This window comes from Streptomyces sp. AC555_RSS877 (genome assembly GCF_019049245.1).
In the GTDB taxonomy this organism is placed as follows: domain Bacteria; phylum Actinomycetota; class Actinomycetes; order Streptomycetales; family Streptomycetaceae; genus Streptomyces.
In genome coordinates this window covers 86,830-112,975 of the sequence record NZ_JAGMUK010000182.1, presented here as the reverse complement: position 1 = coordinate 112,975, position 26,146 = coordinate 86,830, and the positions used below count along the sequence as shown (strand labels likewise).

Genomic DNA, 26,146 nt, shown 5'->3' with positions numbered 1-26,146 from the left:
CAGGGCCGAGTGGCGCCTGCGAGCGGTCAGGTACGCAGGTCGAGCATGGCGGACATCGCAGCCACCACGGACGGGGCGACCTGGTAGTAGACCCAGGTCCCGCGCCGCTCGGCGGTGAGCAGTCCGGCCTCGCGCAGCTTCTTCAGGTGGTGGGAGACGGTCGGCTGGGAGACGCCGACGTCGGAGATGTCGCACACGCACGCCTCACCACCGGGGTGCGAGGCGACACGGGAGAACAGCCGCAGCCGCACCGGGTCGGACAGCGCCTTGAACATCGCGGCCATCTTCTCCGCGTCGGCCTGCGACAGTTCCCCTGCGGTGATCGGCGGGCAGCAGGGGACCACGGCCCCGGCATCCAGGACCGGCAGTTCGACAATCTTTGACTTCGACATGCGTCTATGTTGACAGTCATCGATATGAGTGGCAAGGTCGGGGATATCGACAGCGGTCGAAGCAGTGGCCCGGGCCGGGCCGCGCGAACTCGGAGGACGATCACCATGACCACCACCACTGCGGACCTGCCGGTCGTCGTCATCGGCGCCGGCCCGGCAGGCCTCGCGGCCGCCGCCCACCTCGTCGAGCACGGCGTCGAACCGCTGGTCCTGGAAGCAGGGCAGGCCGCCGCCTCCGCGGTGCGCGAGTGGTCCCACGTCAGGCTGTTCTCCACCTGGGGCGAACTGACCGACCCGGCCGCGGAGAAGCTGCTCGCCCCCACCGGCTGGACCAAGCCCGACCCGGCGACGTACCCCTCCGGCGGGGACTGGGCGGAGCTCTACCTCCAGCCCCTCGCGGACGTCCTGGGCGACCGCGTCCGCGTGGGCGCCACCGTCACCGGTGTCTCCCGCACCGGCCGCGACCGCATCGTCGACGCCGACCGCGAAACCCAGCCCTTCGTCGTCCACTTCACCACCGCCGACGGCGAAGAGCGCGTCTTCGCCCGCGCCGTCATCGACGCCTCCGGCACCTGGACCACACCCAGCCCGGCCGGTGCCAGCGGCCTTGCCGCCCTCGGAGAGAAGACGGCCGCCGACCGCATCAGCTACCGCGTCCCCGACCTCAAGGACCCTGCCGTGCGGGCCCGGTACGCAGGCAAGCGCACCGCCGTCATCGGCTCCGGCGCCTCCGCCTTCACCGCGCTGGCCACCCTCGCCGACGTCGCGCGGGACGAGCCGGGCACGCACGCGGTGTGGATCCTGCGCCGGGGCATCTCCGGCTCCACCTTCGGCGGCGGCGAAGCCGACCAGCTGCCCGCCCGCGGCGCCCTCGGACTCGCGGCCAAGGCCGCCGTCGACAACGGCTACGCGGACGCGGTCACCGGCTTCCGCACCGAGGCCATCGAGCGCGACACCGACGGACGCCTGGTCCTGGCCGGTGAGGACGGCCGTCGCCTCGACCCGGTCGACGAGGTCATCGTGCTCACCGGCTTCCGGCCCGACCTGTCCTTCCTCTCCGAGATCCGCCTGGGCCTGGACGAGCGGCTTCAGGCACCGGTGGAACTGGCACCGCTGATCGACCCCAACCAGCACTCCTGCGGCACCGTCTACCCGCACGGCCACAAGGAGCTGTCCCACCCCGAACCCGGCGTCTACCTGGTCGGCATGAAGTCCTACGGCCGCGCCCCCACCTTCCTTGCCATGACCGGCTACGAGCAGGTCCGCTCCGTCGCCGCAGCGATCGCCGGGGACTTCGAGTCCGCCGACCGCGTCGAACTCACCCTCCCCGAGACCGGTGTGTGTGGCGGCGCCGGCCTGTTCGACGACCCGGCAGCCGGGCAGGCCGACGGCGGCGGCTGCTGCGCTCCCGCTCCGGCGCCCGCGCTCGTGCAGATCGGCGTCGGCGCGCCCGCCGCCACGGTGATCGAGGAGGCTTCGGCCGGCGGCTGCTGCGGCTCATGACCACCCTCAACACCCCCAGGCGCGGGGCCGCGACCGGAACAGGGGACCGGTCGCCGCCCCGCGCCGCCCTCCTGGCGCTGTGCGTCACCCAGATCACCAGCTGGGGCATCGTCTACTACGCCTTCCCCGTCCTGAACCCGCAGATCACCGCCAACACAGGCTGGCCCACCGGAGCGACCACGGCCGCGTTCTCCGCCGCGCTGCTCGTCTCCGCGCTCGCCGGGATCCGCGTCGGCCGCATCATCGACCACCGCGGCCCGCGCACCGTGATGACCGTCGGTTCGGTTCTCGGCGTGCTGAGCATCCTCACTGTGGCCGCAGCCCCCAACCTGCCTGTCTTCGTGGCCGGCTGGCTGCTCGCCGGGATGTCGATGGCCGCGACCTTCTACCAGCCCGCCTTCGCAGCGCTCACCCGCTGGTGGGCCCCCGACCACATTCGCGCCCTCACCATCGTCACCCTGGCCGGCGGCCTCGCCTCCACCGTCTTCGCACCCTTGACTGCCGCCCTCGCCGCCCACCTGTCCTGGCGCGCGACCTACGCCGTCCTCGCCCTGGTCCTCGCCGTCGTCACCATCCCCGCCCACGCTCTCGCGCTCAACGCACCATGGCCGAAGGCACCACCGGCCCCCGCCCACGCCACCGGCGACGCGGACACGGTCGCCCGCAGCCGCCCGTTCTGGATGCTGGCTGCCGCCCTGACCCTCTCCGCATTCACCGTCTCCGCCGTCGTCGTCGCACTCGTACCGCTCCTGCTCGAACGCGGCTTCACCACCACCGAGGCCGCCTGGGCACTCGGCCTCGGCGGCGCCGGACAGACCCTGGGCCGCACCCTGTACGCGACCATTGCGCGCCGCACCGGGGCAACGGCCCGCACGACCGCCCTGATCGCGCTCGGCGCGCTGACCACAGCAGCCCTCGCGCTCGTCCCCGGCCCCTACGGGCTGCTGGTCGCCCTCTCCGTCGCGGCGGGCACGGTCCGCGGCAACCTCACCCTCCTCCAGGCCACCGCCATCACCGACCGCTGGGGCACCACCCACTACGGCCGCCTGTCCGGACTCCTCGCCGCCCCCACGACAGCAGCCTCTGCCCTGGCCCCCTTCGTCGGCGCCGCCCTGGCCGCCCCGTTGGGCGGCTACCCCCATATGTTCGGACTGCTGGCACTGATCGCCGGACTCGCCGCTCTAGTCACCTTCGGGGCCAAACCGCGCCGACCAGCTCTGAAGCGGTAAGGGGGCCCGGGGCAGATGGCCGAGCAAGCCCGTCAGGGGGCCTTGCCCCCGAGTCATGGACACGGGCAGGCAACTCCTCTTCGGACGCCCGGGACGCCCCCCCCGGCCCTCACGAAATGGCGCCATACATGCCCGAAATCCGAAGTCAGCGACAGAGCCGCCCAATGGAGCATGCCAGGAGTGCCCGACTAGACTAGTGCGGCGCGGGCGTGTTCGAGTGCGGCCTTTCCCGCGACGGTGCGGGTGACGGTGCGGGCCGACCGGTCGAACAGCTCGGCTCCGAGTTCCCGTTCCAGCTGGCGGATCTGGGCGCTGACGCCGGACTGGCTGATGTGCACCCGCTCGACTGCCCGGGTGAAGTTCTGCTCCTCGGCGACCGCGACGAAGTATTCCAGCTGCCTCAGTTCCATGACTGCAGACTCTAGTTTCCAGACGATTGCTCTGTTGGGATTCTGGACAGTCGGTGGCCACGCTGGGAAGCGTCGAAGCCCGACGTCAGGAGGAATCCATGCCCGAGTACGAGAAGGCCATGCGGCCCGAGGACATCACCCGTTTGTTCGTCGAACGATCCAACGCCGGTGACGCGGCCGGGGTCGCCGCACTTTACGAAGAGGGTGCAGTGATGGCCTACCCACCCGGCGACCAGACGGTGGGCCGGGAGGCGATTCGTGCACTGTGGGAGAAGGTGCCGGCCAACCGTCCCCATTTCGAGCAGGAACAACCGCTGCCGACGCTGATCAGTGGCGACATCGCCCTCACCTCGACTCCTCCGAAGGACGGGGCCGGTGCCCGGGCGCAGGTCGTGCGGCGCCAGACTGATGGAAGCTGGCTGCGCCTGCTCGACCAGCCCGAGTTCGTCCCACCCACTCGCTGATCCCTCGCCTCCGTGAGTTCGCGGAACTGAAGGCCGTTGGGCGAAGCCCCGAGAGGTCAGTGCCCCCAGTGTCAAGGAGTTGATCTGGTCGCGGCCCGGTTCGGGCCGAAGTGCTTGTCGGTTCGTGGTGAAGTCGCGGGGTCCGCTTCCAGGGGCCGTTCCATGAGAGCGCGACCGGAGTTCGCGTAGACCAGGTTCGACCGGCGGGAGAAGCTATCAGCACGATGGCCAGGACCACGGCGACGTAGCCGCCGAAGGACAGATCCCCGAACAGCTGCGGCGTCAGCAGCGCACCGAACCAACAGCGCCGCGAACTTCGCCCGCTCCGCCAGCGCCTCGCCGAGCGACTCGAACGCCTCCTGCCGAGCAGCGACAGCACCTGAAGTCGGCGGCGGCCGCGATGTCACTGCCACTGGTCGCCCACGACCGCGACGGAGAGGTGGTCGGGGCCCTGCTGGCCGTCCCGTCCGGCACGGTCGTCTCCACGGTCACCTGGCTACCGGGCCACGAACAGCAGGCCCTGCTGTCGATGCTCAAGTACGAGAAGGAGCGGTTGCGGTCAGCGAGGACGCCCGCGGCCGCGGGATCGGGGCCGCCCTGCTGAAGCGGTGCGTGCAGCTGTACTGGCAGCTGGACTTCATGCTGCTGTTCGGCGGGTTCGAGACCCCGCGCGAGCTCGGGCCGTACTACACGCGGCAGGGCTTCACCGTGCTGCGGCCCGGGGAGACGATCGACGTCGGCACTCTGCTGGCCGGCGTGCCGATCCAGCTCGGAGCGGGCCCGGGTGAGACGCTCTTCCACCGGTGGCGCGGCCGCGTCAGGTGACTGGTGCGGATCCGTCACCGCGCAGCAGGTCGGGGGCGGGCATCGGCCATGGCGAAGACTCGCGTGAGCCCGGCCACCAGGGCGTCGTCTCTTCAGGCGCAGAAGTTCGGGCCGTTGAAGTCCCAGAACGCGTCCTTGGTCGCCGGTCCGGCCACCCCGTCGACGGCAAGGTTGTAGTTGCCGCCGGTGTAGTCGTCGATCCAGTTCAGGAAGCTCTGCAGCCCCTTGATCGTGCTGCGTCCGACGATTCCGGCGATGGAATCGTCGTAGTAGCCGAGGTCCCTGAACAGTCTCTGCGCCGCCTTCCAGCTGTTCGTGCCCAGCTGTCCGTCGATCGTGCCGGGGTTGTACGTGGCGCCCACGTTGCGCAGGTAGCACTGCCAGTGCTTGGCCCGGGTGGTGTTCAGCCCCAGGTTCACCACCGCGAGCGGCGCGACCTCGGCACTCGCCGCCTGCTGCTGTGCGGAGGCGGGAGCCGCCGTGGCCGTGCCCGCGGTGGCCAGGCCGCCGGCGGCGATCCCGACCGCGGCGGTGACACTGACGAGTGCCTTCGTGAGAGCTCGCATGCTGTTCCCCTCAGTTGACGTGCGCTTGAAGAAACCGAGCGCAGCGGCCAGCTCCGCAACGAGACTGCGGGTCCGGCGAGATGTTCGGCCACAGGTGACGCGGAAGTGACCTCGTCCCCGGACGTCCCGCGCGCTGACCTGCGCAGATGCCGCCCGCCGAGTCCCTGCGGCGGGACTGTGACGAGAGGGGGGTGGCTGATTCCGCGCCAGGGCGGGGTCGCAGCAGGGCGGGGTCCCCGTGACAGCTGGTGCAGAATGAGGCCGGGACACGGGGGACCGGGCCTGCGGTCCCGAACGCGAGTGAGGGGAAGCGTGTCGCGCTGGAAGGAACTGCCCGCAGAACTGCATCCACACGTCCACCACCTGATCGTGCGACTGCGCAGGCTGAAGGACCACAGCGAACTGAGCACCCGGCAACTGGCCGCGAAGACCGGGTTCAGCGCGAAGTCGTGGCAGCGATATCTGAACGGCAGGTCCCTGCCGCCCCGGGAGGCCGTCGAGGCGATGGCCCGCATCGGCAGTGACGATCCGGCCCGGCTGCTGGTGATGCACGAGATCGCCGCCCAACGCTGGGCGGAGGGACGGGCGGTCACCACCGGCACACCCGAGAACTTCGCCGCGACACCGGCACACACCCCCACGGAGCAGCAGCCGTACGGGCGCCACCTGCGCGCAGCGGTCACGGCGGGAGCCGTGGTCACGGCGCTGTCCGTCTCCGCGGCACTCCTGCTGGCCATGCGGCTCACCGAGACCCGTGCCCAGCTCGCGCACGACCGCAGCGATGCTGTCGCGACGGCCCCGGCCACCGTGTCGGAGTCCCTGGTGCCAGTCATCTACACCTGCCGCCTTGAGCAGCGTGACGGCCGCTGGTACGCGGGCCTGAGCCGGACCAGGGACATCCTCCTGTCCAACACCCACGTGGGGCTCGAAGTAGCAGAGGCGCAGTGCCTGCTGCGCCGGGCGGGCACTGCGCCAGGGGACATCGACGGCGTCTTCGGCCCGAAGACACGGCGAGCGGTCGAGCACATGCAGAAGCAGAACGGGCTGATCGTGAACGGAGTCATCGACCCGCCCACCTGGCAGGCCCTGCGCGAGGCGGCGCCCAAGTGAGCCCGGACCACACTCGGCTGGTCGCGGCGCTGCGGGAGCTGCGGGCCGGTGCGGGGCTGAGCCTGGCGGCGCTGGCGGAGCGAACGCCGTACAGCAAGTCCTCGTGGGAGCGTTACCTCAACGGCAAGAGCCTGCCTCCTCGCCAGGCCGTACGGGAGCTGTGCCGGCTCGCGAACGAACCGGACGGGCGGCTGCTGGCCCTGTGGGAGATCGCCGAGTCGCACTGGAGCGGACGCGCGGTGGCCCCCGCACCCGCCCCTCACACGGACGAGTCGCCGCGGCCACATCCTCAGGAGTCGCCACCGCCCGCCGCGACCGGGCGGCGGCGACTTGGCGGGAGCAGGCTCCTGGTGGTGCTGGCGTCGGCGTACACCGTGATCGTCGGTGGTGCTGCGGCCCTGCTGTTCTTGCTGCTGCCCGACACGGAGGCTCGAGAGGCCGAGCCGCTGCCGGCCTCCGTGCCGTTCTCCCTCGCTCCCCAATGCCACGGAGCCGCCTGCGAGGGCCGGGACCCGATGCGCCTGATCTGCGGCCTCGGCCCCGACACCCTCGCCTCGTACCGCACGGCCACCGGCGCCCACATCGAGCTGCGCCACAGCAAGAAGTGCGGTGCGAGCTGGGCCCGGACCTGGGGGACCGCGATCGGCGACCGGGTGGACGTCACGGCAGGCGGCCCGACCCACGGAGTGCGCATCAGGAACAAGGACGACGCGGCAACCTTCATCTATACCGAGATGACCGAGGCCCGTCCCGGCAGCACCGTCCGGGCCTGTTTCCGGCCCGCGTCGGCCGACGGCGAACGGGAGTGCTTCGAGGCCCGCGTGGGCGAGGCCGCCACCACGGCCCGGCCGCCCTCACCTCAGTAGCGTCAGACCCTTGGGCGCCTCGATGCCGAAGTCCTCCGTCGGCACGCGGCGGGCTTCCTCCTCGTCCGTCAGCTTCAGCTCGGTGACCGTGCTGTCGGCACGGGTGCGACGTCTCAGGCTGATGTGCTGGGCATGGCTGGCGTCCATCCGCATTCACCTGCGGAAATGGAGTGGGGGCCGTGGACACGGTGTCCACCACCACTTCCTGCAGGGCGCCGCCTACAAGCTGGGCAGCGGCGCCGTGACGCTGCTGATCCTGTGGTGGGAGACGCGGCACTGACCGGAAATGGGTCGTGGGTAGTGGGTAGTGGCATGCTCCTGGGCCTGCTGGCGCTCGCCACAGGCGGGACGTCGATACACACCGGCTGGACGCTGCACGGTGACGGTGAGGGTGTCCGACACCAAGTCGTCGAAGACGTCCCTCAGTTACGACACCAAGGGCAACCTGTCGAAGATCACGCCTCCGGCGCCGCTGGGTGAGACGACCTTCACCTACGACGCGCTGGGCCGGGTGGAGACGTCCACCGACGGCCGCGGCATCAAGACCGCGTACACATACGACACCCGTGACCGGGCGCGGAAGGTGTCCTCCACGAACGCGACCGTCACCTTCGACTATGACGGTGACGGCAATCTGAAGTCCCGCACGGACGCCTCCGGTACGACGAAGTGGGACTACGACAAGCTCAACCGGGAGAGCGTGCGCACCCTGCAGAACGGCGCGCAGACCGCGCTGGCGTACACGCCGGGCGGTGAAGTCGACCACTACACCGATCCGACCGGCAGGACGGACCACACCTGGGACAAGGCCGGCCGTCTCGACTTCGTCGCGATGCAGCAGATGTACCTGTCGAAAGCACGCCAGGACGCCCGGCCGCTGGCCCGGCGCTACGAGACCGCCCCGCAGCGCCGCGCGACGCCCACTGGGTCATGTTCGTGCGCAACCACGACGAACTCACCCTCGACAAGCTCAGCGACGACGAACGGGCCGAGGTGTTCGGGTCCTTCGGCCCGGACAAGGACATGCAACTGTACGACCGAGGGCTGCGCCGCAGGCTGCCGCCCATGGTCGACGGCGACCGGCGCCGCATCGAACTTGGCTACAGCCTGCTGTTCACCCTGCCGGGCACCCCTGTGCTCTTCTGTGGCGAGGAGCTCGGCATGGGCGAGAACCTGGCCGCGGAGGGACGCCAGGCCGTTCGTACCCCGATGCAAGGGACCCCGGAGAAGGGCGCGGGGTTCTCCACCGCAGTGCCGGACGCCTTCCCCGCCCCGCTGGTGGAGGGCGCCGCGTTCGGACCCCAGAAGATCAACGTGTACGAGCAGAGCCGCGACCCCGGCTCACTGCTCAGCCGCATGCGTCTGTTCACCGAACGCTACCGGGATGCACCTGGCCTGGGGCGAGCACCACCTGGTGGAGACGGGGGAGCGCGCGGTCCTGGCGCACGTCTGCCGCGCCGGCGACGGCACGGTGCTGGCCGTCACAACTTCGCGGACCGGCCCCTCACCGTACGGCTGAAGCTGAGCGAGGCGGGAGCGGGCGGACGGTTGCCCGACCTGCTCGACGAGGGACACAGCGGTTCCGGGGTGCCCGCCGACGGCTTGTTCCGCGCTGCCCGCCTACGGCTACCGGTGGCTCCGCGTCGGCACGCCGGCAGACGACCCCGAAAGGGTCGCATGTCACTGAAGCTCCAGCTGGGCCGGCGCAGGCCGGCCCCTGTCGACTGCTTGCCGGGGGCGAAGGTCGGGACAGCACGGGCCGCAGTGGAACTGAGTCGGATGACCGGCTGCGCGCCCGTCGGCGTAAGCCGCATCGACGTGGCGAGGCCGCACGCTGTGGATCAGGCCCGCTGGCCGCCCGCCTCGGTCGGATGGTTTCCGGGGCCATGGCCGTGCCCGGCCAGCGGGGTCGGGGAGAGGTCGATGGGTTCCTCGCCCGCCTCCAGCAGCGTGTTCGCGGCGCCCACGATCAGCGGGTCCGGCTTGCCCACGGCCGCGTGGTCCTTGGCGGGATAGTCACAGTGGTCGAGGAGGCTGCGCATCGCCTCAAGACGACCGCGGCGCTTGTCGTTGTTCTTCACCACCGTCCACGGGGCGTGCGGCGTGTCCGTCGCACGGAACATGTCGACCTTGGCGGCGGTGTACGCGTCCCACAGGTCGAGCGAGGCGAGGTCGGTGGGGGAGAGTTTCCAACGGCGTAGGGGATCGACCTGGCGGATTGCGAACCGGGTCCGCTGCTCGGTGCGGGAGACGGAGAACCAGAACTTGACCAACAGGATGCCGTCCTTGGTCAGCATCTCCTCGAACAGCGGGGCCTGCTCAAGGAAGGCGCGGTACTCGGCCTCGGTGCAGAACCCCATCACGCGCTCGACGCCGGCCCGGTTGTACCAGGAGCGGTCGAAGAAGACGATCTCACCACGGGACGGCAGGTGTGCCACGTAGCGCTGGAAGTACCACTGCCCCGCTTCCCGCTCGGTCGGCTTCTCCAGCGCCACGACGCGGGCGCCACGCGGGTTGAGCCGCTCGGTGAACCGCTGGATGGTGCCCCCCTTGCCGGCGGCGTCGCGGCCCTCGCACAACACGATGATCCGCTGGCCGGTCTCTTTGACCCAGCGCTGCAACTTCAGCAGCTCGATCTGCAGGACGCGCTTGGTCCGCTCGTACTCGTACCGCTTGACCTTCTGGTCGTACGGATAGTTTTCCCGCCATGTGTCCACGGAGCTTCCGTCGGCGTCCAGGAGAATCGGTTTCTCCGGCCGGCGTTCGTCCACGCTGAGGCCGTCGAGCAGGCCCTCCTCGACCCGCGCCTCGTCGACCTCGTACGGTCGTGCCGCGTCGTCGTGCTGTGACATCACCCGTCTCCGATCAATCCCGGACACCGAGGTGGACGGTGCCCGCACGAGGAGCAGACGAACATGAGCTGCCGGCTACGCGCCGTCGCCGGGTCACCACGTCCACGTACAGCATTGCGGCACTCAGAACGGAAGGCGGCCGCGGGCCCGGCGTCCGGCGGAGCCGCTGCGGCCGACCGCACGGGAGCTGGAGCTGAAGGGCTTGCTCAACAGCCGTCCCAGCGGGCCGGGTGCCTTGGCCCCGGCCCGCGAACCGGCTCCGAGACCGCGCTGGGCACCGTTCTGCGGATGCCGGGACAGCCGAGGCAGGAGAAAGGCCAGCACGGCAAGGACGACACACGCGGCGATGACTATGGCGATGACCATCATGGACTCCAGGAGATCGAGGGTTCGCGGGCTTCTTCCATCTGCTCAGACCGCGTGCCCCGCCCTACGGTGATCACGCCGGATCGAGCGGTCTCGGCTGGGCTGCGCCGACGGATCGGGCGGCTGGTCGGTCCCCATATGGTCGGGCGGTCCGGGGCGGGGCCGTGGTTGTGGTTGTGGCCGGTGCCGGGCAGCCGCGGAGCGGCACGCACGGGGGCGGCCCCGAGGCATGGGCGGGGCCGCCGCCCACTGTCTGTCCGTCCGCGAGCGGATCAGCTCTGCTGCTGGCCCTGCCGGATGGCCTCGTCCGTCATGTCAGCCACCTGGCTTGCCGGTGGTGCCTCGGCGTTGACCTCGGTGCCGAAGTCGGAGTAATTCATCACCATGGTCATCCTGACTTGCTCAGGCGATGCGCTGATGCCAGGCTCGGCGCTGGCGGAAGCCAGAGCCTTGATCGTCATGTCGAGCTGCCGGCGGCGCAGCCGACCGTCGTCATCGAGCCAGACGTGCATCGGCAGCGTCCGGCCGAGCTGCCCGCGCATCTGAGCGCCGCCCGGCAACTCGGCGACGTCCACCGAGACTCGGTAGTACGTGGTGTCGGTGCCGTCGATCTTCTCGGTACCGAGCTTGGTGACGTCCTCATCGTTGATTTCCTTGGCGTATGCGACGGACTGGGCCGGATCGCCGATTTGCTGGGCGCTCACGCCCTGCGACTGCGCGTCCTTCTTCAGGTCGATCTTCATCCAGATCTTGCCGCCCTGGGCTTTCTGGCCGGGCACCTTCTGATACAGAACCTGGTCGACGACGCGCTGCTCGATGCTGCCACGGCGGATGATCCGCTGAAGCCGCCTGCCTCGTCGTTATCGATTTCACGGACGCTTTGTGGTTCTGCCACCCGCACTGTCTCGCGGGAAGACAGAGCGTCAAGGATGCAGACCGGCGGGGGCTGTCGGTGTCGTCAGCCCAGAACCTCCCGCAGCCAGACCCGTTCCGCGTGGCTGGTGGCGCGGGCGATGGTGAGCATGCCGCGACGGTAGGGGTCGCCGATGTCCTCAGCGCGCAGTGGGCGCTCGCCGTCGTGGAAGAAGCTTGCGGGCTGTTGCAGGAAATCCAGGCGCCGACGCAGTACCGCGTGCTGGTCGGCGGTGTCGGGGAGCTGGGAGAGGAAGGCCAGGATGGTGAAGTACCGGGTGCTGTCGCTGATGTCCAGGCCGTCGGCAACCCTCAGACGGCGCAGGAGCTCGGTGCGGCCGGCGGCGGTCAGGCTCAGGGTGTGCCGTTGGGCGGCCGAGGCGCCCGGCTCGGCTCTGCGATCCAGTAGCCCGGCGTTGACGAGTCGGTTGATTGCTGGATAGAGGCTGCCGTCGCTGACCGGTCGGGCGTGGCCGGACAAGTGCGCTATCCGGCGGCGTAGTGGGTAGCCGTGCAGCGGCCCGTCGGCCAGGAATCCCAGGATGGCGAGTTCCAGCATGCTGCTACTCTCGCACATCGAAACGAGGTACCTCGAATCGATGTAAAGAGGTGGGGATGCCGTATTCCGAGGAATGGGTGACCGCGCGGGCGCGTGACGCCTACGAGCACGGCCGGGCATCGTTCGATGTACGGCCGGAACGGACGGCGTTACTGGTCATCGACATGCAGGATGAATTCGTCCGGCCCGGCTGGAGCCCCTACTGGGTGCCGGCGGCGACCCGGATGGCGCCAAGACTGCGTCGGCTGGTCGAGGGATGCCGATCCGCCTCTGTCCCGGTGATCTGGACCATTTTCGACGACACGCATCTCGGACTGGACCGGCCGAAGGCCCTGCCTTACCTTCCGCACGCCGACATCGACTGGCGTCGGCCGGGCCCAGCCGAGGTGTGGGACCAGATGGGCCGCCGCCCCGACGAGGCCCTGATCCGTAAGCCCTCCTACGGCGCGTTCTACGACACCCCGCTCGACACGATGCTCCGTAACCTCGGCCGCGACACGGTCATCGTCACGGGGACGCTCACCAACTGCTGCTGTGGCACCACAGCCCGGCAGGCATACGAGCGCGGCTACAAGGTTGTGTTCGGGGCAGACGTCACGGCCACCGACGACGAGTCTCGGCAGGAACCCGAACTCGCCGTCCTACGCAAAGGCTTCGCACCCTGATCCGCGATTCGGCGCGCTTCGGCCACGAGTACCGCTATCTGTGTGCACGCTGCCGCTCCGCCGAAGGCCAGCAGATCGCCGAGCAGGCCAGCCGGCTCCGGGAGATGATCACCCCACGGACCGGACTTCGCCCGGCGGCGCACATACCTGGGCCGGCCGCCGGCAGTAACCCCACCGAGGTGGCACCGGCAGACAGTGGGGCCGCGGCCGTGCCCCCTCCCTCAGGCCGCGACTGGGAGACCTACGTGGCACGGTTGGAGGAGTTGCTGGCTGCGCTGGAGTGGGCAGGTTTCGACCTGCCGCAGAGTGGGACAGCGACTTCGATGAGCAGGAGGGCCCGCTGTTGTTCGCCGCCCTGTGGCGCGGCGACGGCGGCGTGGACGTCGAATACCATCCCCACCACCGGGGCGTGTTGGCCCTGCAGCCCTTCGACGACGTGACGGGAGAGTGGCCCGAGTCCTATTCCCTGCTGGAGGACAGCATCGAGATCCCGTCGCCGCCTCCAGGGAGCAGGCCGTCACCGCCGTCGAGGCTGCCGCCGGAGAAGCCGGGCTGCTGGATGCCGCCCACCTCCTCGTCGCTGACACGAACCGCCAGAGGCCAAGCAGGAGTTCGCCCTGCGCAGAGTCCGCCGGATCTTCCAGCCGGCAGCGGACTTTCGGCGGTTGCCGCTGGCCGATCTGCTCCGGGAGGTCACCGAGAGCGAATGGCTCAACGCCTACCTGGACTGGGTGGTCGGCATGGATGGCCGGGACGTCGCGCCCGACATCGTGCCGGACGCGGCAGCGCTGGGCGTGGGCGACGCCCACCATCGTGCCCAGATGCCGGTGGAGCGGGGTCAGCCAATGGGCGTTGTCAGTGCTGTAGGCCATCATCGGCGCATGACCGCTGCCTCCTCGCCGAAAGCCAGGGCTACTTCAGCTGTTGAGCCGCCACGCCCGGGGGCGCTTGTTCTTCCGGAGCCGCTCGTCGGTCTGTGCCGCGCAGATCAGTACGAGCGTCAGAAGAAGTTCTGGCAGGAGCTCACGCAGCAGTGGCGTGCTGAGGTCGCCGCTTCGCTGGAACAAGTACGCGCGAAGATCGACAAGCAGAACGCTGCCAACCGGGAGCTCCGGGACAACATCCTCAGTGCCATGCAGGCTGCCCCTGATCCACGCGAGCTGTCGGTGGCCGACGTCATGGTGCTGAAGAACCAGTGGGCGGACACGGTGGATGCCGCGCGCGTGGGCGTGCGGGATGCAACCGACAGAAGATGGCGCTGCACTGTGGAACCGGGACACGGCTCGTGGATGGCTCCGCCGAAGGACCGCAGCCGCACCGACCGGCCCAGCATGTGCCCGAAGTGTTCCAGCGCGGCGCCGCGGCCAGGAGAGCAACCCGCCCTCGAGCGATCCGTGGCCGCCATTTCCGCGCTGGCTGCCGAGCTCCACCCCGACTCCGGTGCGCCAGAGGAGATCAGCTACGGCAGCAACAAGCCGGTGACCTGGTGGCATCAGGTTCCTGCCGTCCGGCCTGGAACCGGAGAATGGTATTGGGCGACCCATATCTGGAAGCAGCCCACCAAGAGCCGCACCGGCCGGCGGAGCAGGAACGGGAAAGCGGCTGGGATCAACGGCTGCCAGGTCTGCAATTCCGACCAAGTCGACGCCTCCAACAGCCTGGCTGCGTGGTATCCGGAACTCGCGGAACAATGGGTGTGTGGCCCGGCGGGCCGGAACCCGCACAACACCACCGTCGGGTCCAAGATCGAAGTGACGTGGCGCTGTACGTCCTCACAAGGGAAGCATGAGGACTGGCCGGCCCCGCCCAACCGCCGCACCGCGAAGGCGCTGCGGTCCGGCTGCCTGAAGTGCAGCAAGAACGTCTCCGCCAAGGCGCTGGCGCTCTACCACGAGCTGCGTACCCACCTGCCCGCCATGGAGCTCGAGGCGCCGATTCCACTCGACCCAGCGCCCGGCAAGCGGTACCGCGGCGTCCGGGTCGACATGTGGGAAGAGGCATTGCAACTCGTTGTGGAGTTCGACGGCTGGAAGACCCACGGCCCCAAGTCCTGGCGCGACCGCGCAGCCGACGACCGCCTGAAGACCGACCGTCTGGCCGCCGTCGGCCAGACGGTGATCCGGGTCCGCGAAGACCTTGACCCGGTCGGACCTCACGATGTCGTCGTCGGCTCAGGCTGGAGCGCGTGGAAGGTAGCCGCCGCCGTCCTGCTGCGCATTCACCAGCTCGGCTTGCACCCCCTGCCCGGCCTCGCCAGCTACCTGGAGCACGGCGCGGATACAGCCGCGGCCGATGTGGAGAAGGCCCTGCTAGGTATGCCATACCAGCCCCGCCGGTTTCCCAAGGCTCCGAAAGCGGCCGCCTTACCACGGCAACTGAAGGCCACCGAGCCACATGCGGACAGCTGGCTGACACCGGTGGGCCCCCCGTACCCCAATCCGAAGAAGCGAGCTGGATCGCTGCGGGACTACCAATGCAGGTGCAAGACGGTCGTCACCGGGCTCCCACAGGCCGACGTCACTCGGGGGAACACCAAGAGCTGCGGATGCCGACAAGATGCATCCCGTGCCCTCCCGCGAGGCCGGGTGGATCGGGAGCTGACCCAAGCGGCTCGCCAATGGGCGCGGAAGGCGGGAATCGAGGTCAGGGCAAATGGCGCGTTGGACGCTCGAGTCCTGGCCTCCTACCAGCTCCACGCTGTCGGCATGGCGAGCTTCCTCGGTGACGACAGCCTCATTCCCGAGGGCGTCATACGCGGATGGGCCGATGATGAGGAGATCGCACTCGGTGCACGCGGACGTCTGCCCCGGCACACCTGGCTCGACTACGCGGCTTACGTACTGGCCCAGCTCGCCAAGGTTCCGGACGAGGACGCGTAGGACATGGTGAATGACGCGCCGACGGAGGGCCAAGCCGAAAGCCCGTGGTTTCATGCGCGCCCCCCTCTGGCACCCCCGCGTCGCAGGAGGGCTACTCGGACTGCCCACCCTTCTGAGCTCGCCATCTGGGGCGTTCCGAAGTTGCGACCATGCCTACTTGCGCACGTGGAAGCGCAGCATGGTGACCCCGCCCGACTGGAGGTTGCTGAACGGTTCCAGGTCGATCCGGTCGAGGCCCGGCGGCGCGAAGCGGACGCCGTCGCCGAGCAGCACCGGCAGCACGTACACCAGGATCTCGTCGACGAGGCCGCGCTGCAGGCACTGGGCGGCCACGTCGGCGCCGAGGATCTCCAGGTTCTTGTCGCCGGCGGCGCGGCGTGCCGTGGCCACGGCTTCCTCGATGTCGCAGGTGAGGAAGGTGACGTTGGGGTCCGGCTCGTCGGGCGGGCGGTGGGTGAGGACGAACTGCGTCCCGCCGTCGTAGTCGGTGTTCTCGTCGGACATGCGCTTGCCGACCTCGTACGTGCCCCGGCCGATGAGCATGGCGCCCGTGGCCGCCATGACCTCCGGGAACGTCGCCGACGTCATGTGCTCGAAGATCCAGTCCATCGTGTGGCCGGGACCGGCGATGAACCCATCGAGGGACATCACCCTGTTCACGACCACTTTGCCGGTGCTCGCATCCGTCATGCGTCTTCTCCAAGCAGGTGGAGGGCCGGGATCGCATCATAGGTCGGTGAGCAACATCTTCTCCGGCGGTAGCCACGACCTGGACCTGTCCAATGGCGCCACCGCGGTGTTCATCGACGTGCTGATGCTGGCCGTGTCCGATCTCGCCTCCGCGGACTGGGACTTCCGCTTCGCGGCGCTGCTGACCCTGCAGGACCAGAACGTCATGGGGCGCGGTGCAGTCGGGTTCGATCTGGCGGAGTTCGACTGGGGCGCGACGGAGCGGGAACGCGCCCGCGCGAAGGACTTCGTGCTGCGTGCCACAGCACTCGCGGCGAGCGGACATCGCTGGAGCGAGCTGGGCTACCACCCGCCCCGCGTGCATGACTACCTGCACCGCTTCACGACCATGGTGGAGTCCTGCACCCTGCTCGCCGACAGCAGCGCCGCACGCGGCTTCCCCGGCCCGGACGAGGCCGCGATGGCCTCGTGCGTGCGCCATCGCGTCCTCAGCGCGCTCCCGCTCTGGGACGGCTGCTTCCTCTGCAATCGGCCGCACCACTAGCCCGGCTCGATTCCACATATTCCGATGGGCGGGAGCATCGGGTGGCCCTTCAGGAAGAGCCGCAAGAACGGGCATGACCTGGTGGGCGTCGGGCGTTGCCTCCCCTGGACGGTGAAGAGGGGGAGGGCTCAGCCCCGCTGGCTGGATGGAGCGGCGCCTGATTCCTCGGATGTACAGCTCGGAGCGTGAGGGCTCCGACCACGGTCGGGGCCCCCACGTTCCCGATGCGGGCACTGGGGTATGGGCCGCACTCACCTATCGGCAGGTACGGTTCGATCAACGTCCATTGCTCGTCGAGTCCTGTGGCGCGTCCTCCGCCGCCCTGGAAGTAGATCTCTTTGAGTCCTTCGGTGATGATCTGGTGCCGAGCTCGATCCCGTCGACGACGTCGCACTATCCATGGCAGAGGCATTCCGACGGCGATTCGAACGCGCACCTGGCAGCCGGATGAGACGAACGTGTGTTGGCGAACACGACTGGCTGGCCCCTTGCCGGTTGATGCCCTGAACGGCATTGGCCCCCGCCAGGCGGCGGTGCTGCGTGACTACGGCGTCCACGGAGCTCAGGCATCGTCGAAGGCCACGTCAACGGGGGCTAAACACTCAAGAGGAGATGTACGGCTAGGCATCCTTCGGGCTGCTGCGGACACGTATCCTCACTCAGCCGTAGGGAGGCGCAGCGGTCAGTGTTGGGGGCGCAATGGCAGGGTCAGTAGCGGTATGGGTGCGAATCCAGCGTGCCCGCAGGCAGAATTGGGATCCCGACATCATCCATGGCCTTGGGATACCCGTCCCGCGAACGGCCCAGGACCGGGCCCGCCACCTCGTTTGTCAGGGCAGATGGCAGGAAGCAATCGAGGAGATCGGTGAGGCGACCGGATACAGCCGACGCGACGCGAGGTGCATCGCTCTGGCCCTGATGTACGGCTGGAAGATCCCGACTCGGAAGCCACGGAAGTGCAAGTACAGCGTTTGAGCCGACGGCCCCTGAACGGCACCCCGTGGCGGGTGGCCGGACGGGCCGCCCGGTGCCCTGGTAAGCCTTGTCCGCCCGCACTTGACGTCGGCCTCAGTGAGCGCATCGATAATGCCGCGGCGACGCGTGGCAGTCAGGTCATGGGTCGATCCGGGCAATGCCGGTGAGGCCCACCGCAGTCGGCCGAACGGGTCGGTGAGGACCTGGACGCTCATACCGTGGCGTTTGTGTTCTCCGGAGTAGTACGGGGTGTCGGCGGCGATCCGGTCGATCGGCAGCAGGGTGCCGTCAAGGATCACGAGCACTTCCGCCCGCACGGTCTTCATCGCCTCGGTCAGGGTCGACGTGGCGGCGGCCAGGACGTCGATCACCTCACGTATGTACCGGTACACGGTCGCGACGCCGATGCCGAACCCGGCGGCGAGGCGCGCGTATGTGTCCCCGCACCGCAGGTGGGCGAGGGCGAGCAGGACCTGTCGGGCAGCCGTCGCCACCGGGTCCGGATCTCTGGCTGCCGGGCACGGAGCCGCGTGGTCAGGTAGTGCAGGGTGCGGCCGGACAGATCGATCGATGAGGGGCAATCACGCGAGGCTCCTGCCGGACACGGGTGATCTTGGTCGAGAACCCGCCTATCAGGAGCTTCGTCGTTCCGTACAGCTGGCAACCTCCAACTCCTGGCCGCAGCAGTCAGGTTGGAAAGGGATCGGGGCCAGCCAGGGTCGCCGGTGGCGGCGAAGGACGTCCAGGCTCTGCGGATGCGCTCGGAGAGGTCGGCGAAGTCGGCGGGCGGCGGGGAGCCGAGGAACCGGGCGGCGTGGTGGGTCGTGGCGTTGCCGAAGACGAAGGAGATGTCGATGCCGTGGCAAGCGCCGAGCGTGGGACCGTGCCAGGTGAGGGCGTAGAGCCAGGTCCGCCCGCCCGCGCGGGCGTGCGCTTCTGCGACCCAGGTGGTCGGCATCCGAATGAGCGCGTCGGACAGCATCACGGTGACCAGATCGGCGTCGCTTGCGCTGGGCGAGGCCCGCCGGTAGGCGACGGCCGCTTCCTTTTCGAGCCCGAGCGCTTCGGCGACGATCGCGAGGTCGACTCCTGGCGGGGGCGGCGGGCCCTGGCCCCTGTACTCCTCGTTGGTGAACCCGCAGATCAGGTCCACATCCCGGCCCGCGCCCGCCTGAAGTGCCGTTCAGGGTGGTCCGGTCACGACGCCGCCGTCGATGACGGGAGCGTGCAGTAATTGGTCAGGGAGCAGGCCGAGCGCGAACAGCGACTTGAACCACGCCGGTCCTTGGCGCCGGGGCTCGACGTGAGGCCGAGAGCCTCGTACGGCGAACGGGCGGTCCCGCATGAGCCCGCGCTCATGCGGGACCGCCCGCGTCGTCGCCGTCAGCACTCGCTGTCGGTACTTGTGTCGGTGTTGCTGTCAGAACTGCGGGTTGAGAGGGCCCGCCGAGCCGCAGCCCAGGGAATCCACCTTGCTGCTGCCGTTGAAGATGCCCACCTCGATGGAAGCCCGCTTGATGCCGTTGCTGTCCTCGGCGGAGGTGTTCCAGGTCTCCGTGGCGTCCTTCCCGCCGTACACGTGGTGCCAGGACCAGTACCTGACGTTGCCCGCCGAGGTGACCGTCACGAGCCGGATGGCCGGGTGGTAGCCGTCCGCCTTGGTGTCCTTGCCCTTGAGGGCCACCGAGGTGATCTTGGTCTTGCTGCTCCAGATCCAGCTTCCGGAGCCATAGCCGCCCGTGGTGCTGCAGTTCACCTCGGACCCCTCGATCGGGGCCGCCTGGGCGGGCCCGGCCACGGCCATGACGGTGAGTACCGCCGCACCGGCACCGAGAGCGGCGACTGTCCGTCGCATACGCATTTCGTTCCCCCTTGTTGCATGTGAAAGTTCAAGATCATGCCTCGTGGATCATGACCGCGTCAACTCCAACTTCCTCGCGTGCCGGACGGCGACATCCAGCGGTGCCACCGTTGCGCAATGGCCCGTGAGGGGTGGTGGCGCATGGGATGACCGCAGCTTGCGCAGAGCTATGGCCCGCTGTGGGCGCCCCAGAAGTGTGGTCGTGCGGGACGTTGCCGTGGGCTTTGCGCAGGCGGGTGCGCAGTCGCGACGGGGACTGGCGACTCCATCCAGGTGACTTTCTGGTCCGGGTCCTGTACGGGTCGCCGGACGGGTGCTGACGGGCCGTCGCCCAGCAGATCGGTCAGTGTGCCGGAGGGTGGGCACCTGGTGGTGGAAGCCGGCCAGCGTGGCTTCGAACGAGTCTTCTGGCCCCGATTAGCGATCGCCAGGGCCTGCTGTGAACGAGTCGACTGGCCCCACCTGCGCCTGTGACGGCCTGCGAGCCAAGATCTGGATACCCGCTGATTCGTGTCCGTTCATGGTGGTAACAGTGATTCGGCGAGTGTCGACGTTCTCGAAGTCGGCGAGTAGGGACGGGAACCAGTCGCTGGGGTGGTGGCGGCAGGCTGCGCCGTCGGTCTCAAACGCCCCGTAAGTGTCGTGGTGTGCGGCGAACTTGGCGTAACGGTCGCGATTGCGCAGGTCATCCTGGATCAACAGGTCGCTGAGGTAGAGCGTTCCGCCTGGTTTGAGCAGGCGGCTCAGCTCTGCGATCAGCCGTTTTTGTGCGTGGTTGCTGGGGATGCAGGTCAGCACCGCGAAGAGGATGATCACGTCGATGCTCGCGTCCGGGCAGGCTAGCGTCGGCGGCTTGTCCAGCACGGCGAAGCGCATCGTGGGATGGATATGAACGGCGAGACTTGCTTACCCTCGCCTCGTGACGGTCAGTCAGAACGACGGGGGCAGGGCCCGCCGCGTGCGTCGCGGCGGGCCCTGCCGGGGGCGGTGCGTGTCAGTAGCTCGACGTGCGACCGTTGTAGGTCTGCGCGCCGCTGTCCCACTCGCCCTTGGCGTACGAGGTCACGTTGATGTCGTTGACCATCCGGGTGTAGCAGCTCGTGGCGCCGCGCTGCACGGCGCAGGTGTACTCGCGCCCGTCGGAGTTGCGGTGGACGGTCGCGAAGGGGGTGAACTGGCCGTTTCCGTAGCTCGCGTTCGAGATGCGCGCCCAGGCCGCCCGGCAGCTCGGGCTGTAGCGCAGCTCCAAGTACGCCTGGCCGAGCCGCACCCCGCCTACGGGGGACGTCGCGTCGTCTGCGCAGTAGATGTTGGGGTCCTTGCCCTCGCAGGACGAGCCGTAGCAGCCCGCGGTCGGGGCCGCACTCGCGGGGGCGGCGACGGCGGTGCCCGCCCCGGCCATCAACAGGACGGACGCGGCCGCGGCCCAGCGCCGAAGGTTCATGTTCTGTCTCCTCTTGGGGTGTTTCTGCATCCAGGTCGACCCGGGCCCCTGCCGAACCCCGTACGACAGGGGACCCGGCGGCGCCGATGTGACGCGCCGTCAGGGTGTTGTCCCGTGAGGCTGGTTCGTGCGGCGGAACGCCTGACGACCTGTGCCGTGAGGATCTACGGTGGACCTTGCGAAAACCTTGTGACGACCGGCGCAGTGCCGACCGGTCACGGAGGTGGCGGATCGATCGGAGTACCAGTGGAAGCACGGCGTCAACGGTGAGACTGCACTTGCTCGGCCCCCTGGAGCTGTGGGTCGGGGGGCGGCTGCGCGAGGTGGGGCAGCCTCGCCGGCGGGCGGTCCTCGCGGCGCTGGCGACGGACGCCGGGCGTCCCGTCCCCGTGGACACCCTGATCGACCGCGTGTGGGACGCCGATCCGCCCGACGGGGCCAGGTCGGTCCTGTACGCGCACATCAGCCGGCTGCGACGGCTCCTGGAGGACGCCGCGTCGACCGAATCAGAAGGCGACCCGCGGGACGGGGAGGGCGCGGCGCTCCGTATCGTCAGGACGTCCGGCGGCTACGTCCTGGAAGCGGACGAGAACGCCGTCGACCTGCTGCTTTTCCGCGCGCTCGTCGCCCGGGGCCGGGCGTGCCCCGCCGAGGCCGAGCGGCTCCGTGTGCTGGAGGAGGCGCTGCGGCTGTGGCGGGGTGCGCCGCTGCCGGAGCAGGCTGGGGCGTGGGCCGAGCGCATGCGGACCGTGTGGACCGGCGAGCGGATCGAGGCGGCGCTCGACTGGGCCGGGGCCCTCCTGCACGAGGGGAGGCCGCAGGAGGTGCCCGCCCTGCTCCGCCCCCTGGCGGCCGAGCACCCCCTGTCCGAACCTTTGGCCATGATGCTCATCCGCGCTCTGAGCGAGGCCGGGCGGAAGGCGGAGGCGGTGCACGCCTACACCGGGATCCGGCAGCAGCTGGCCGACGAACTCGGTGTGCCTCCGGGGCGTGAACTCCAGGCCACGTACGAGGAGGTGCTGAGCGAGAGCGATGACGGGCAGTCGTCCGCCGAACCGCGCCCCGCGCCCGCCCCGGCCGCCGCCCCCGCGCCAATCCCAGCCCAACTCCCCATGGACGTCTGTCCCTTCACCGGCCGTGACGAGCAACTCGCCGAACTGACTGGGCATCTGCTCGCCGGGGAGGACGTCCGCCGGACGGCGGCGGTGATCGTCTCCGCCGTCTCCGGCACCGCGGGCGTCGGCAAGACCGCGCTGGCCGTCCACTGGGCGCACCGGATGCGTGACGCCTTTCCCGACGGGCAGCTCTACGTCGATCTGCGGGGCTACGACCCGGAGGAGCCGGTGTCCGCGGCCCAGGCCCTCGCCGGGTTCCTCTCCGCGCTCGGCGTCACAGGGCCGGAGATCCCGCGGCGGCTCGACGACCGGGCGGCGCGCTACCGGACGGCCGTCGACGGACGGCGGCTGCTCGTCCTCCTCGACAACGCGGCCTCCGCCGCCCAGGTCAGACCGCTGCTGCCGGGCGGCCCGGACTGCCGGGTGCTGATCACGAGCCGGGACGCGCTGGCGTCGCTGGTGTCGGTGCACGGAGCGCACCGGGTGATACTCGACGCGCTGTCCCCCGACGACGCGACGGCGCTGCTGCGTGCACTGATCGGGCCGCGCGTGGACGCCGAGCAGGCCGAGGCCGCGGCCTTGGCGGAGCAGTGCGGGCGGCTGCCGCTGGCCCTGCGGGTGGCGGCGGAGCTGGTGCTGTCGCGTCCCGCCGAGTCGCTGGCCGGCCTGGTCGCCGAACTGCGGGACCGCCGACGGCGGCTCGACCTGCTGGACGGCGACGGAGATCCGCGGGCCGCGGTGCGCGCCGTGTTCTCCTGGTCCTACGACCGTCTCCCTGAGCTGCCCGCCCGGCTGTTCCGGCTGCTGGGCCTGCATCCCGGTCCCGAGATCGACGTCCACTCCGCCGCCGCCCTGGCCGGCGAGTCCGCCGACCGCGCCCGGCGTGCGCTCGACGTGCTGGCCGGCGCGCACCTGGTACAGCGGACCGGTCCCGGCCGGCACGGCATGCACGACCTGCTGCGGGCCTACGCCGGGGAGCTGGCCGCCCGGCACGACCTGGCGCGGGACCGGTACGCCGCCATGGCCCGGCTGCTGGACCACTGCCTGGCGGCGTCCGCGGCGGCCATGGACCTGCTCTACCCGGCCGAACGGCATCTGCGCCCCACCGTCGAGCTGCCGGCCACCGGACTGCCGCCGCTGCGGACGGCCGAGGAGTGCCGCGCCTGGCTGGCCGCCGCCCAGCCCACCCTGGTGGCGCTGTGCTCGCGGACCGAGGAGCCCGGCCCGTCCGGGCACACCGTGCGCCTCGCCACCACCCTCCACCGGCACTACGAGCGGTCCGGGCACTACGCCGACGCCCTGGCCGTCCACACTCACGCGCTGCGGGCGGCCCGCTCGGCCGGCGACGCCCGCGGCGAGGCCGACGTGCTGGTCTGTCTGGGGGCGGTGCACCGGCGGCTCGGCGACTACGACAGCGCGCAACGGCACCACGACACCGCGCTCGCGCTGTGCCGGCGCGTCGGGTACCAGACCGGCGAGGCCCGGCACCTGACCAACGTCGGCGTGCTGCACGAACTGCGCGGGCGGTACCGGGAGGCCGCCGAGCACCACGAGCGGGCGGTCGGGCTGTTCCGCGCGGAGGGCGACGCGCACGGCGAGGCAGACGTGCTGAACAACCTGGGCATCGTGCACGAGTTGCTGGAGGACTACCAGGCGTCGATCAAGAAGTACCGCCGAGCACTGGAGCTCTACCGCTCGACGGGCCACTCGCTGGGCGAGGCCAGCGCGCTCGGCAACCTGGGCATCGTCGTGGCCCGGCTGGGCGACCACCCGGCCGCGGCCGGGTACTTCGAGCGCGCGCTGACCCTGTTCCGACGGCTCGGTAACACCGGCGGGGAGGGGCACGCGCTGTCCAACCTGGGCAACGCGCTGCACGGTCTCGGCCGGTACGACGAGGCGGCCGCGCACCAGCGCCGCGCCCTGGACCTCTTCCGCCGGACCGGGGAGCGCTACGGCGAGGCCGGCGCCCTCAACGGCCTGGGCGAGGCGTTGCACGGAACCGGACGGCACAGCGAGGCTCTCGGCGCGCACGCCTCAGCACTGGACGTGGCGTCGGTGATCGAGGAACGGGAGGAACAGGCGCGCGCCCACCTCGGCATGGCCCTGGTCCGGCAGGCGCTGCGGGACCAGGAGCGGGCCGCGCACCACCTCCGGGCGGCGCTGGCGCTGTACACGGCGCTCGACTCGCCCCGCGTCGACGAGGTGCGCAAGGCGCTCCTGCTGCTGGACACACCGGCCCAGACGGCCGAGGGGACCGGGCCGGAGGAGGAGAGCCAACGGAGCGGTGCGTCATGAGTGGCACGTTCGGTCTACCACTTGTGATTTCGGGATCGTAAGGTCGGGGGTTTAACAACGCCGGTCTTCCCGTGGGCCGTGCACAGGCGGCAGCCGAATGACACCGGCCCGGTGACCGCGCCGCCGATCCGCAAGGCTGCCGCCCGCCCCGGCAGCAGTGCAGGGTCGGTTACTGGGGTGGTGAGCACCGGTTCCGGCGGTGTCTGTGTCGCAGTCCGTGCTGCCCGTGCCTTCCACCCGGTTCGGCTGTCGGCGGGCCGGGTGTGTGTACGCCCCCGGTCTGCGGGCCCGGCCGTGGCGGGTCAGTGCACTGCAGTACCTCGCCGGGGGCTGTGTGCTGAGCTTGTGGCGCACGTCCAGGCAGCGCAGCCGGGCAGTGGGCTGCCCGGTTGCCGTGTCGTCTGGTCTGACGTGGCGGTCGTCTGCCGTCCGCAGCGTTTCTCACCGGCCCCGGGTGGTGCCGCCGGGTGCGGGTGGGGGTTCTGTACCGGTGCCGGGGTTCAGGCGGCGGTGAGTTCCTGCTGGCGGTTTGGTGTTTTGGCTGTGGGTTTCTTGTTCGGCAGTGAGAGCCGGAAGACTTTGTGCCATGCGGAGAGCACTTGTTTGGGCAGTGGGCCGGTGACGTATTCCAGCTCGTATTTCTCAAACAGGGCGCGTACTTTCACCGCGACTTCGGCGTAGCGGTTGCTGGGCAGGTCCGGGAACAGGTGGTGTTCGATCTGGTGGGACAGGTTGCCGGTCATGAAGTGCATGGCTTTGCTGCCGCTGATGTTGGCCGAGCCCATCATCTGGCGCAGGTACCACTGGCCGCGTGTCTCGCCTTTGATGGAGTGGCGTTCGAAGACCTGTACGCCTTCGGGGAAGTGCCCGCACATGATCACCGAGTGGGTCCAGAGGTTGCGGACCAGGTTGGCGGTGAAGGTGGCGGCGAGTGTGGGGAGGAACGACGGGCCCGACAACAGCGGGTGGATCACGTAGTCCTTGAGCGCCTGCTTGCGGATCTTGCGGCCGACTTCCTTGGCCCGCGCGCGGAACTCGGGGTTGTTGCGGCGGCGTTTGTGCAGGTTCTTGGCGAGCTCCAGGTCGTAGGCGGCGATGCCGTACTCGAAGAAACAGGCGTTGAGGAAGTTCCACAGCGGCTGGCCGAGGTGGAAGGGGTGCCACTTCTGGTCCTCGTCGACGCGCATGATGCCGTAGCCGAGGTCGTTGTCCTTGCCGATCACGTTGGTGTACGTGTGGTGGAGTTCGTTGTGCGAGTGCTTCCACTGCTCGGACGGTGAGACGTGGTCCCACTCCCAGGTGGTGGAGTGAATCTTCGGGTCCCGCATCCAGTCCCACTGGCCGTGCAGGATGTTGTGGCCGATCTCCATGTTGTCCATGATCTTCGCCACGGACAGTCCGGCGGTGCCGAGCAGCCACGCGGGCGGGAAGATCGAGAACAGCAGCACGCCCCTGCTGACCAGTTCGAGCTTGCGCTGCGCCGAGATGACCTTGCGGATGTAGGCGGCGTCCTTCTCGCCGCGGCCGGCGATCACCTCGTCGCGGATCGCGTCCAGTTCGCGGCCGAGCTCCTCGATCTGCTCCGCGGTCAGGTGGGCGGTGGGGTCGATGGCGGTCAAGGTGC

The 26,146-nt window shown here is 69.7% G+C and carries 24 protein-coding genes and 5 pseudogenes; 13 read left to right on the top strand and 16 right to left on the bottom strand.

What is annotated here, in order from left to right:
• Positions 1-26: 26 nt before the first annotated feature.
• Complete coding sequence (locus tag KUM49_RS39900) at positions 27-392, bottom strand: helix-turn-helix transcriptional regulator (RefSeq protein ID WP_217241818.1); 366 nt, start codon at positions 390-392, stop codon at positions 27-29.
• A gap of 105 nt (positions 393-497) precedes the next feature.
• Between KUM49_RS39900 and KUM49_RS39895 the strand changes: the two genes are divergently transcribed.
• Positions 498-1,895 carry an NAD(P)-binding domain-containing protein gene (locus tag KUM49_RS39895; protein WP_217241817.1) on the top strand — a complete coding sequence of 466 codons (1,398 nt, stop codon included), beginning with the start codon at positions 498-500 and terminating at the stop codon, positions 1,893-1,895.
• Positions 1,892-3,124, top strand: a complete 1,233-nt coding sequence (locus KUM49_RS39890; protein ID WP_217241816.1) for an MFS transporter — start codon at positions 1,892-1,894, stop codon at positions 3,122-3,124. The genes KUM49_RS39895 and KUM49_RS39890 overlap by 4 nt, the downstream gene beginning before the upstream one ends.
• A 194-nt stretch (positions 3,125-3,318) precedes the next feature.
• Here KUM49_RS39890 and KUM49_RS39885 read toward each other — a convergent pair.
• A pseudogene (locus tag KUM49_RS39885) lies at positions 3,319-3,534 on the bottom strand (LysR family transcriptional regulator); the annotation flags it as partial.
• Positions 3,535-3,632: 98 nt separating this feature from the next.
• On the opposite strand from KUM49_RS39885, the gene KUM49_RS39880 reads away from it, so the two are divergent.
• Entirely contained in the window at positions 3,633-3,998 is a 366-nt protein-coding gene (locus KUM49_RS39880) for a nuclear transport factor 2 family protein (RefSeq protein ID WP_217241815.1), read from the top strand.
• Positions 3,999-4,212: 214 nt separating this feature from the next.
• Here the strand turns inward: KUM49_RS39880 and KUM49_RS49305 are convergent.
• A pseudogene (locus tag KUM49_RS49305) lies at positions 4,213-4,360 on the bottom strand (sodium:proton antiporter); the annotation flags it as partial.
• Positions 4,361-4,398: 38 nt separating this feature from the next.
• Here KUM49_RS49305 and KUM49_RS39875 point away from each other — a divergent pair.
• Both KUM49_RS39875 and KUM49_RS39870 read left to right on the top strand, forming a co-directional pair.
• On the top strand, positions 4,399-4,602 hold the full coding sequence (locus KUM49_RS39875) for a hypothetical protein (RefSeq protein ID WP_217241814.1): 204 nt from the start codon (positions 4,399-4,401) through the stop codon (positions 4,600-4,602).
• Positions 4,584-4,823 carry a hypothetical protein gene (locus KUM49_RS39870; protein ID WP_374200263.1) on the top strand — a complete coding sequence of 80 codons (240 nt, stop codon included), beginning with the start codon at positions 4,584-4,586 and terminating at the stop codon, positions 4,821-4,823. The genes KUM49_RS39875 and KUM49_RS39870 overlap by 19 nt, the downstream gene beginning before the upstream one ends.
• 92 nt (positions 4,824-4,915) lie before the next feature.
• Here the strand turns inward: KUM49_RS39870 and KUM49_RS39865 are convergent, their stop codons facing one another.
• Positions 4,916-5,389, bottom strand: coding sequence for a peptidoglycan-binding domain-containing protein (locus KUM49_RS39865; RefSeq protein ID WP_217241812.1), 474 nt, complete (start codon positions 5,387-5,389; stop codon positions 4,916-4,918).
• Between the two features lie 312 nt (positions 5,390-5,701).
• On the opposite strand from KUM49_RS39865, the gene KUM49_RS39860 reads away from it, so the two are divergent.
• Together KUM49_RS39860 and KUM49_RS39855 are read left to right on the top strand one after the other, a co-directional pair.
• Positions 5,702-6,499, top strand: coding sequence for a peptidoglycan-binding protein (locus tag KUM49_RS39860; RefSeq protein WP_217241811.1), 798 nt, complete (start codon positions 5,702-5,704; stop codon positions 6,497-6,499).
• Positions 6,496-7,365 (top strand): XRE family transcriptional regulator, encoded by an 870-nt coding sequence (locus tag KUM49_RS39855; protein WP_217241810.1) that lies wholly within the window; start codon positions 6,496-6,498, stop codon positions 7,363-7,365. Before KUM49_RS39860 ends, KUM49_RS39855 begins: the two co-directional genes overlap by 4 nt.
• Here the strand turns inward: KUM49_RS39855 and KUM49_RS39850 are convergent.
• Entirely contained in the window at positions 7,354-7,512 is a 159-nt protein-coding gene (locus KUM49_RS39850; RefSeq protein ID WP_217241809.1) for a hypothetical protein, read from the bottom strand. The two genes, KUM49_RS39855 and KUM49_RS39850, sit on opposite strands and share 12 nt — an antisense overlap.
• A gap of 160 nt (positions 7,513-7,672) precedes the next feature.
• Between KUM49_RS39850 and KUM49_RS39845 the strand changes: the two are divergent.
• Positions 7,673-8,044, top strand: a pseudogene (locus tag KUM49_RS39845) (hypothetical protein); the annotation flags it as partial.
• 705 nt (positions 8,045-8,749) lie between these two features.
• Positions 8,750-8,884: a hypothetical protein gene (locus KUM49_RS50065; protein WP_302185567.1), complete on the top strand. Its 135-nt coding sequence runs from the start codon at positions 8,750-8,752 to the stop codon at positions 8,882-8,884.
• A gap of 322 nt (positions 8,885-9,206) precedes the next feature.
• Here the strand turns inward: KUM49_RS50065 and ppk2 are convergent, their stop codons facing one another.
• From ppk2 to KUM49_RS39825, 4 genes are all read right to left on the bottom strand, one after another.
• Positions 9,207-10,217: a polyphosphate kinase 2 gene (gene ppk2, locus KUM49_RS39840; protein ID WP_217241808.1), complete on the bottom strand. Its 1,011-nt coding sequence runs from the start codon at positions 10,215-10,217 to the stop codon at positions 9,207-9,209.
• 123 nt (positions 10,218-10,340) lie between these two features.
• Positions 10,341-10,586 (bottom strand): DUF6411 family protein, encoded by a 246-nt coding sequence (locus tag KUM49_RS39835; protein WP_217241807.1) that lies wholly within the window; start codon positions 10,584-10,586, stop codon positions 10,341-10,343.
• 269 nt (positions 10,587-10,855) lie between these two features.
• Positions 10,856-11,362 carry a hypothetical protein gene (locus KUM49_RS39830; RefSeq protein ID WP_217241806.1) on the bottom strand — a complete coding sequence of 169 codons (507 nt, stop codon included), beginning with the start codon at positions 11,360-11,362 and terminating at the stop codon, positions 10,856-10,858.
• A 179-nt stretch (positions 11,363-11,541) separates the two neighbouring features.
• A complete protein-coding gene (locus tag KUM49_RS39825) occupies positions 11,542-12,054 on the bottom strand; it encodes a PadR family transcriptional regulator (protein WP_217241805.1) in 513 nt (170 codons plus the stop codon).
• Positions 12,055-12,110: 56 nt separating this feature from the next.
• Between KUM49_RS39825 and KUM49_RS39820 the strand changes: the two genes are divergently transcribed.
• A complete protein-coding gene (locus KUM49_RS39820; RefSeq protein WP_217241804.1) occupies positions 12,111-12,719 on the top strand; it encodes a cysteine hydrolase family protein in 609 nt (202 codons plus the stop codon).
• 665 nt (positions 12,720-13,384) lie between these two features.
• Complete coding sequence (locus tag KUM49_RS39815) at positions 13,385-15,598, top strand: zinc-ribbon domain-containing protein (RefSeq protein WP_217241803.1); 2,214 nt, start codon at positions 13,385-13,387, stop codon at positions 15,596-15,598.
• A gap of 153 nt (positions 15,599-15,751) precedes the next feature.
• On the opposite strand, the gene KUM49_RS39810 is transcribed toward KUM49_RS39815, so the two are convergent.
• Positions 15,752-16,288: a dihydrofolate reductase family protein gene (locus KUM49_RS39810; protein ID WP_217241802.1), complete on the bottom strand. Its 537-nt coding sequence runs from the start codon at positions 16,286-16,288 to the stop codon at positions 15,752-15,754.
• 46 nt (positions 16,289-16,334) lie between these two features.
• Between KUM49_RS39810 and KUM49_RS39805 the strand changes: the two genes are divergently transcribed.
• The gene (locus KUM49_RS39805) at positions 16,335-16,832 is read left to right on the top strand and encodes a hypothetical protein (RefSeq protein ID WP_217241801.1); all 498 of its coding nucleotides are present in this window, start codon (positions 16,335-16,337) and stop codon (positions 16,830-16,832) included.
• A 996-nt stretch (positions 16,833-17,828) separates the two neighbouring features.
• Here the strand turns inward: KUM49_RS39805 and KUM49_RS39800 are convergent.
• From KUM49_RS39800 to KUM49_RS39780, 5 genes and pseudogenes are all read right to left on the bottom strand, one after another.
• Positions 17,829-18,375, bottom strand: a pseudogene (locus KUM49_RS39800) (transposase family protein); the annotation flags it as partial.
• A gap of 153 nt (positions 18,376-18,528) precedes the next feature.
• A pseudogene (locus KUM49_RS50455) lies at positions 18,529-18,960 on the bottom strand (carboxylesterase family protein); the annotation flags it as partial.
• Between the two features lie 267 nt (positions 18,961-19,227).
• On the bottom strand, positions 19,228-19,662 hold the full coding sequence (locus KUM49_RS39790; protein ID WP_217241800.1) for a hypothetical protein: 435 nt from the start codon (positions 19,660-19,662) through the stop codon (positions 19,228-19,230).
• Positions 19,663-20,085: 423 nt separating this feature from the next.
• Positions 20,086-20,544: a methyltransferase domain-containing protein gene (locus KUM49_RS39785; RefSeq protein WP_217241799.1), complete on the bottom strand. Its 459-nt coding sequence runs from the start codon at positions 20,542-20,544 to the stop codon at positions 20,086-20,088.
• 118 nt (positions 20,545-20,662) lie between these two features.
• Complete coding sequence (locus tag KUM49_RS39780; RefSeq protein WP_217241798.1) at positions 20,663-21,112, bottom strand: DUF2690 domain-containing protein; 450 nt, start codon at positions 21,110-21,112, stop codon at positions 20,663-20,665.
• A 266-nt stretch (positions 21,113-21,378) separates the two neighbouring features.
• Here KUM49_RS39780 and KUM49_RS39775 point away from each other — a divergent pair, with 266 nt between their 5' ends.
• Positions 21,379-24,522, top strand: coding sequence for a tetratricopeptide repeat protein (locus tag KUM49_RS39775; RefSeq protein WP_217241797.1), 3,144 nt, complete (start codon positions 21,379-21,381; stop codon positions 24,520-24,522).
• Positions 24,523-25,022: 500 nt separating this feature from the next.
• Here KUM49_RS39775 and KUM49_RS39770 read toward each other — a convergent pair whose 3' ends face one another.
• Positions 25,023-26,141 carry an acyl-CoA desaturase gene (locus KUM49_RS39770; RefSeq protein ID WP_217241796.1) on the bottom strand — a complete coding sequence of 373 codons (1,119 nt, stop codon included), beginning with the start codon at positions 26,139-26,141 and terminating at the stop codon, positions 25,023-25,025.
• Positions 26,142-26,146: the final 5 nt, after the last annotated feature.

Coding starts and splice junctions, on each gene's coding strand:
- KUM49_RS39785 (WP_217241799.1), bottom strand. CDS start 20,544: ATGCGCTTCGCCGTGCTGGACAAGCCGCCGACGCTAGCCTGCCCGGAC.
- KUM49_RS50065 (WP_302185567.1), top strand. CDS start 8,750: ATGCACCTGGCCTGGGGCGAGCACCACCTGGTGGAGACGGGGGAGCGC.
- KUM49_RS39880 (WP_217241815.1), top strand. CDS start 3,633: ATGCCCGAGTACGAGAAGGCCATGCGGCCCGAGGACATCACCCGTTTG.
- KUM49_RS39825 (WP_217241805.1), bottom strand. CDS start 12,054: ATGCTGGAACTCGCCATCCTGGGATTCCTGGCCGACGGGCCGCTGCAC.
- KUM49_RS39835 (WP_217241807.1), bottom strand. CDS start 10,586: ATGATGGTCATCGCCATAGTCATCGCCGCGTGTGTCGTCCTTGCCGTG.
- ppk2 (WP_217241808.1), bottom strand. CDS start 10,217: ATGTCACAGCACGACGACGCGGCACGACCGTACGAGGTCGACGAGGCG.
- KUM49_RS39790 (WP_217241800.1), bottom strand. CDS start 19,662: ATGCGACGGACAGTCGCCGCTCTCGGTGCCGGTGCGGCGGTACTCACC.
- KUM49_RS39890 (WP_217241816.1), top strand. CDS start 1,892: ATGACCACCCTCAACACCCCCAGGCGCGGGGCCGCGACCGGAACAGGG.
- KUM49_RS39895 (WP_217241817.1), top strand. CDS start 498: ATGACCACCACCACTGCGGACCTGCCGGTCGTCGTCATCGGCGCCGGC.
- KUM49_RS39875 (WP_217241814.1), top strand. CDS start 4,399: ATGTCACTGCCACTGGTCGCCCACGACCGCGACGGAGAGGTGGTCGGG.
- KUM49_RS39810 (WP_217241802.1), bottom strand. CDS start 16,288: ATGACGGATGCGAGCACCGGCAAAGTGGTCGTGAACAGGGTGATGTCC.
- KUM49_RS39820 (WP_217241804.1), top strand. CDS start 12,111: ATGCCGTATTCCGAGGAATGGGTGACCGCGCGGGCGCGTGACGCCTAC.
- KUM49_RS39850 (WP_217241809.1), bottom strand. CDS start 7,512: ATGGACGCCAGCCATGCCCAGCACATCAGCCTGAGACGTCGCACCCGT.
- KUM49_RS39900 (WP_217241818.1), bottom strand. CDS start 392: ATGTCGAAGTCAAAGATTGTCGAACTGCCGGTCCTGGATGCCGGGGCC.
- KUM49_RS39780 (WP_217241798.1), bottom strand. CDS start 21,112: ATGAACCTTCGGCGCTGGGCCGCGGCCGCGTCCGTCCTGTTGATGGCC.
- KUM49_RS39865 (WP_217241812.1), bottom strand. CDS start 5,389: ATGCGAGCTCTCACGAAGGCACTCGTCAGTGTCACCGCCGCGGTCGGG.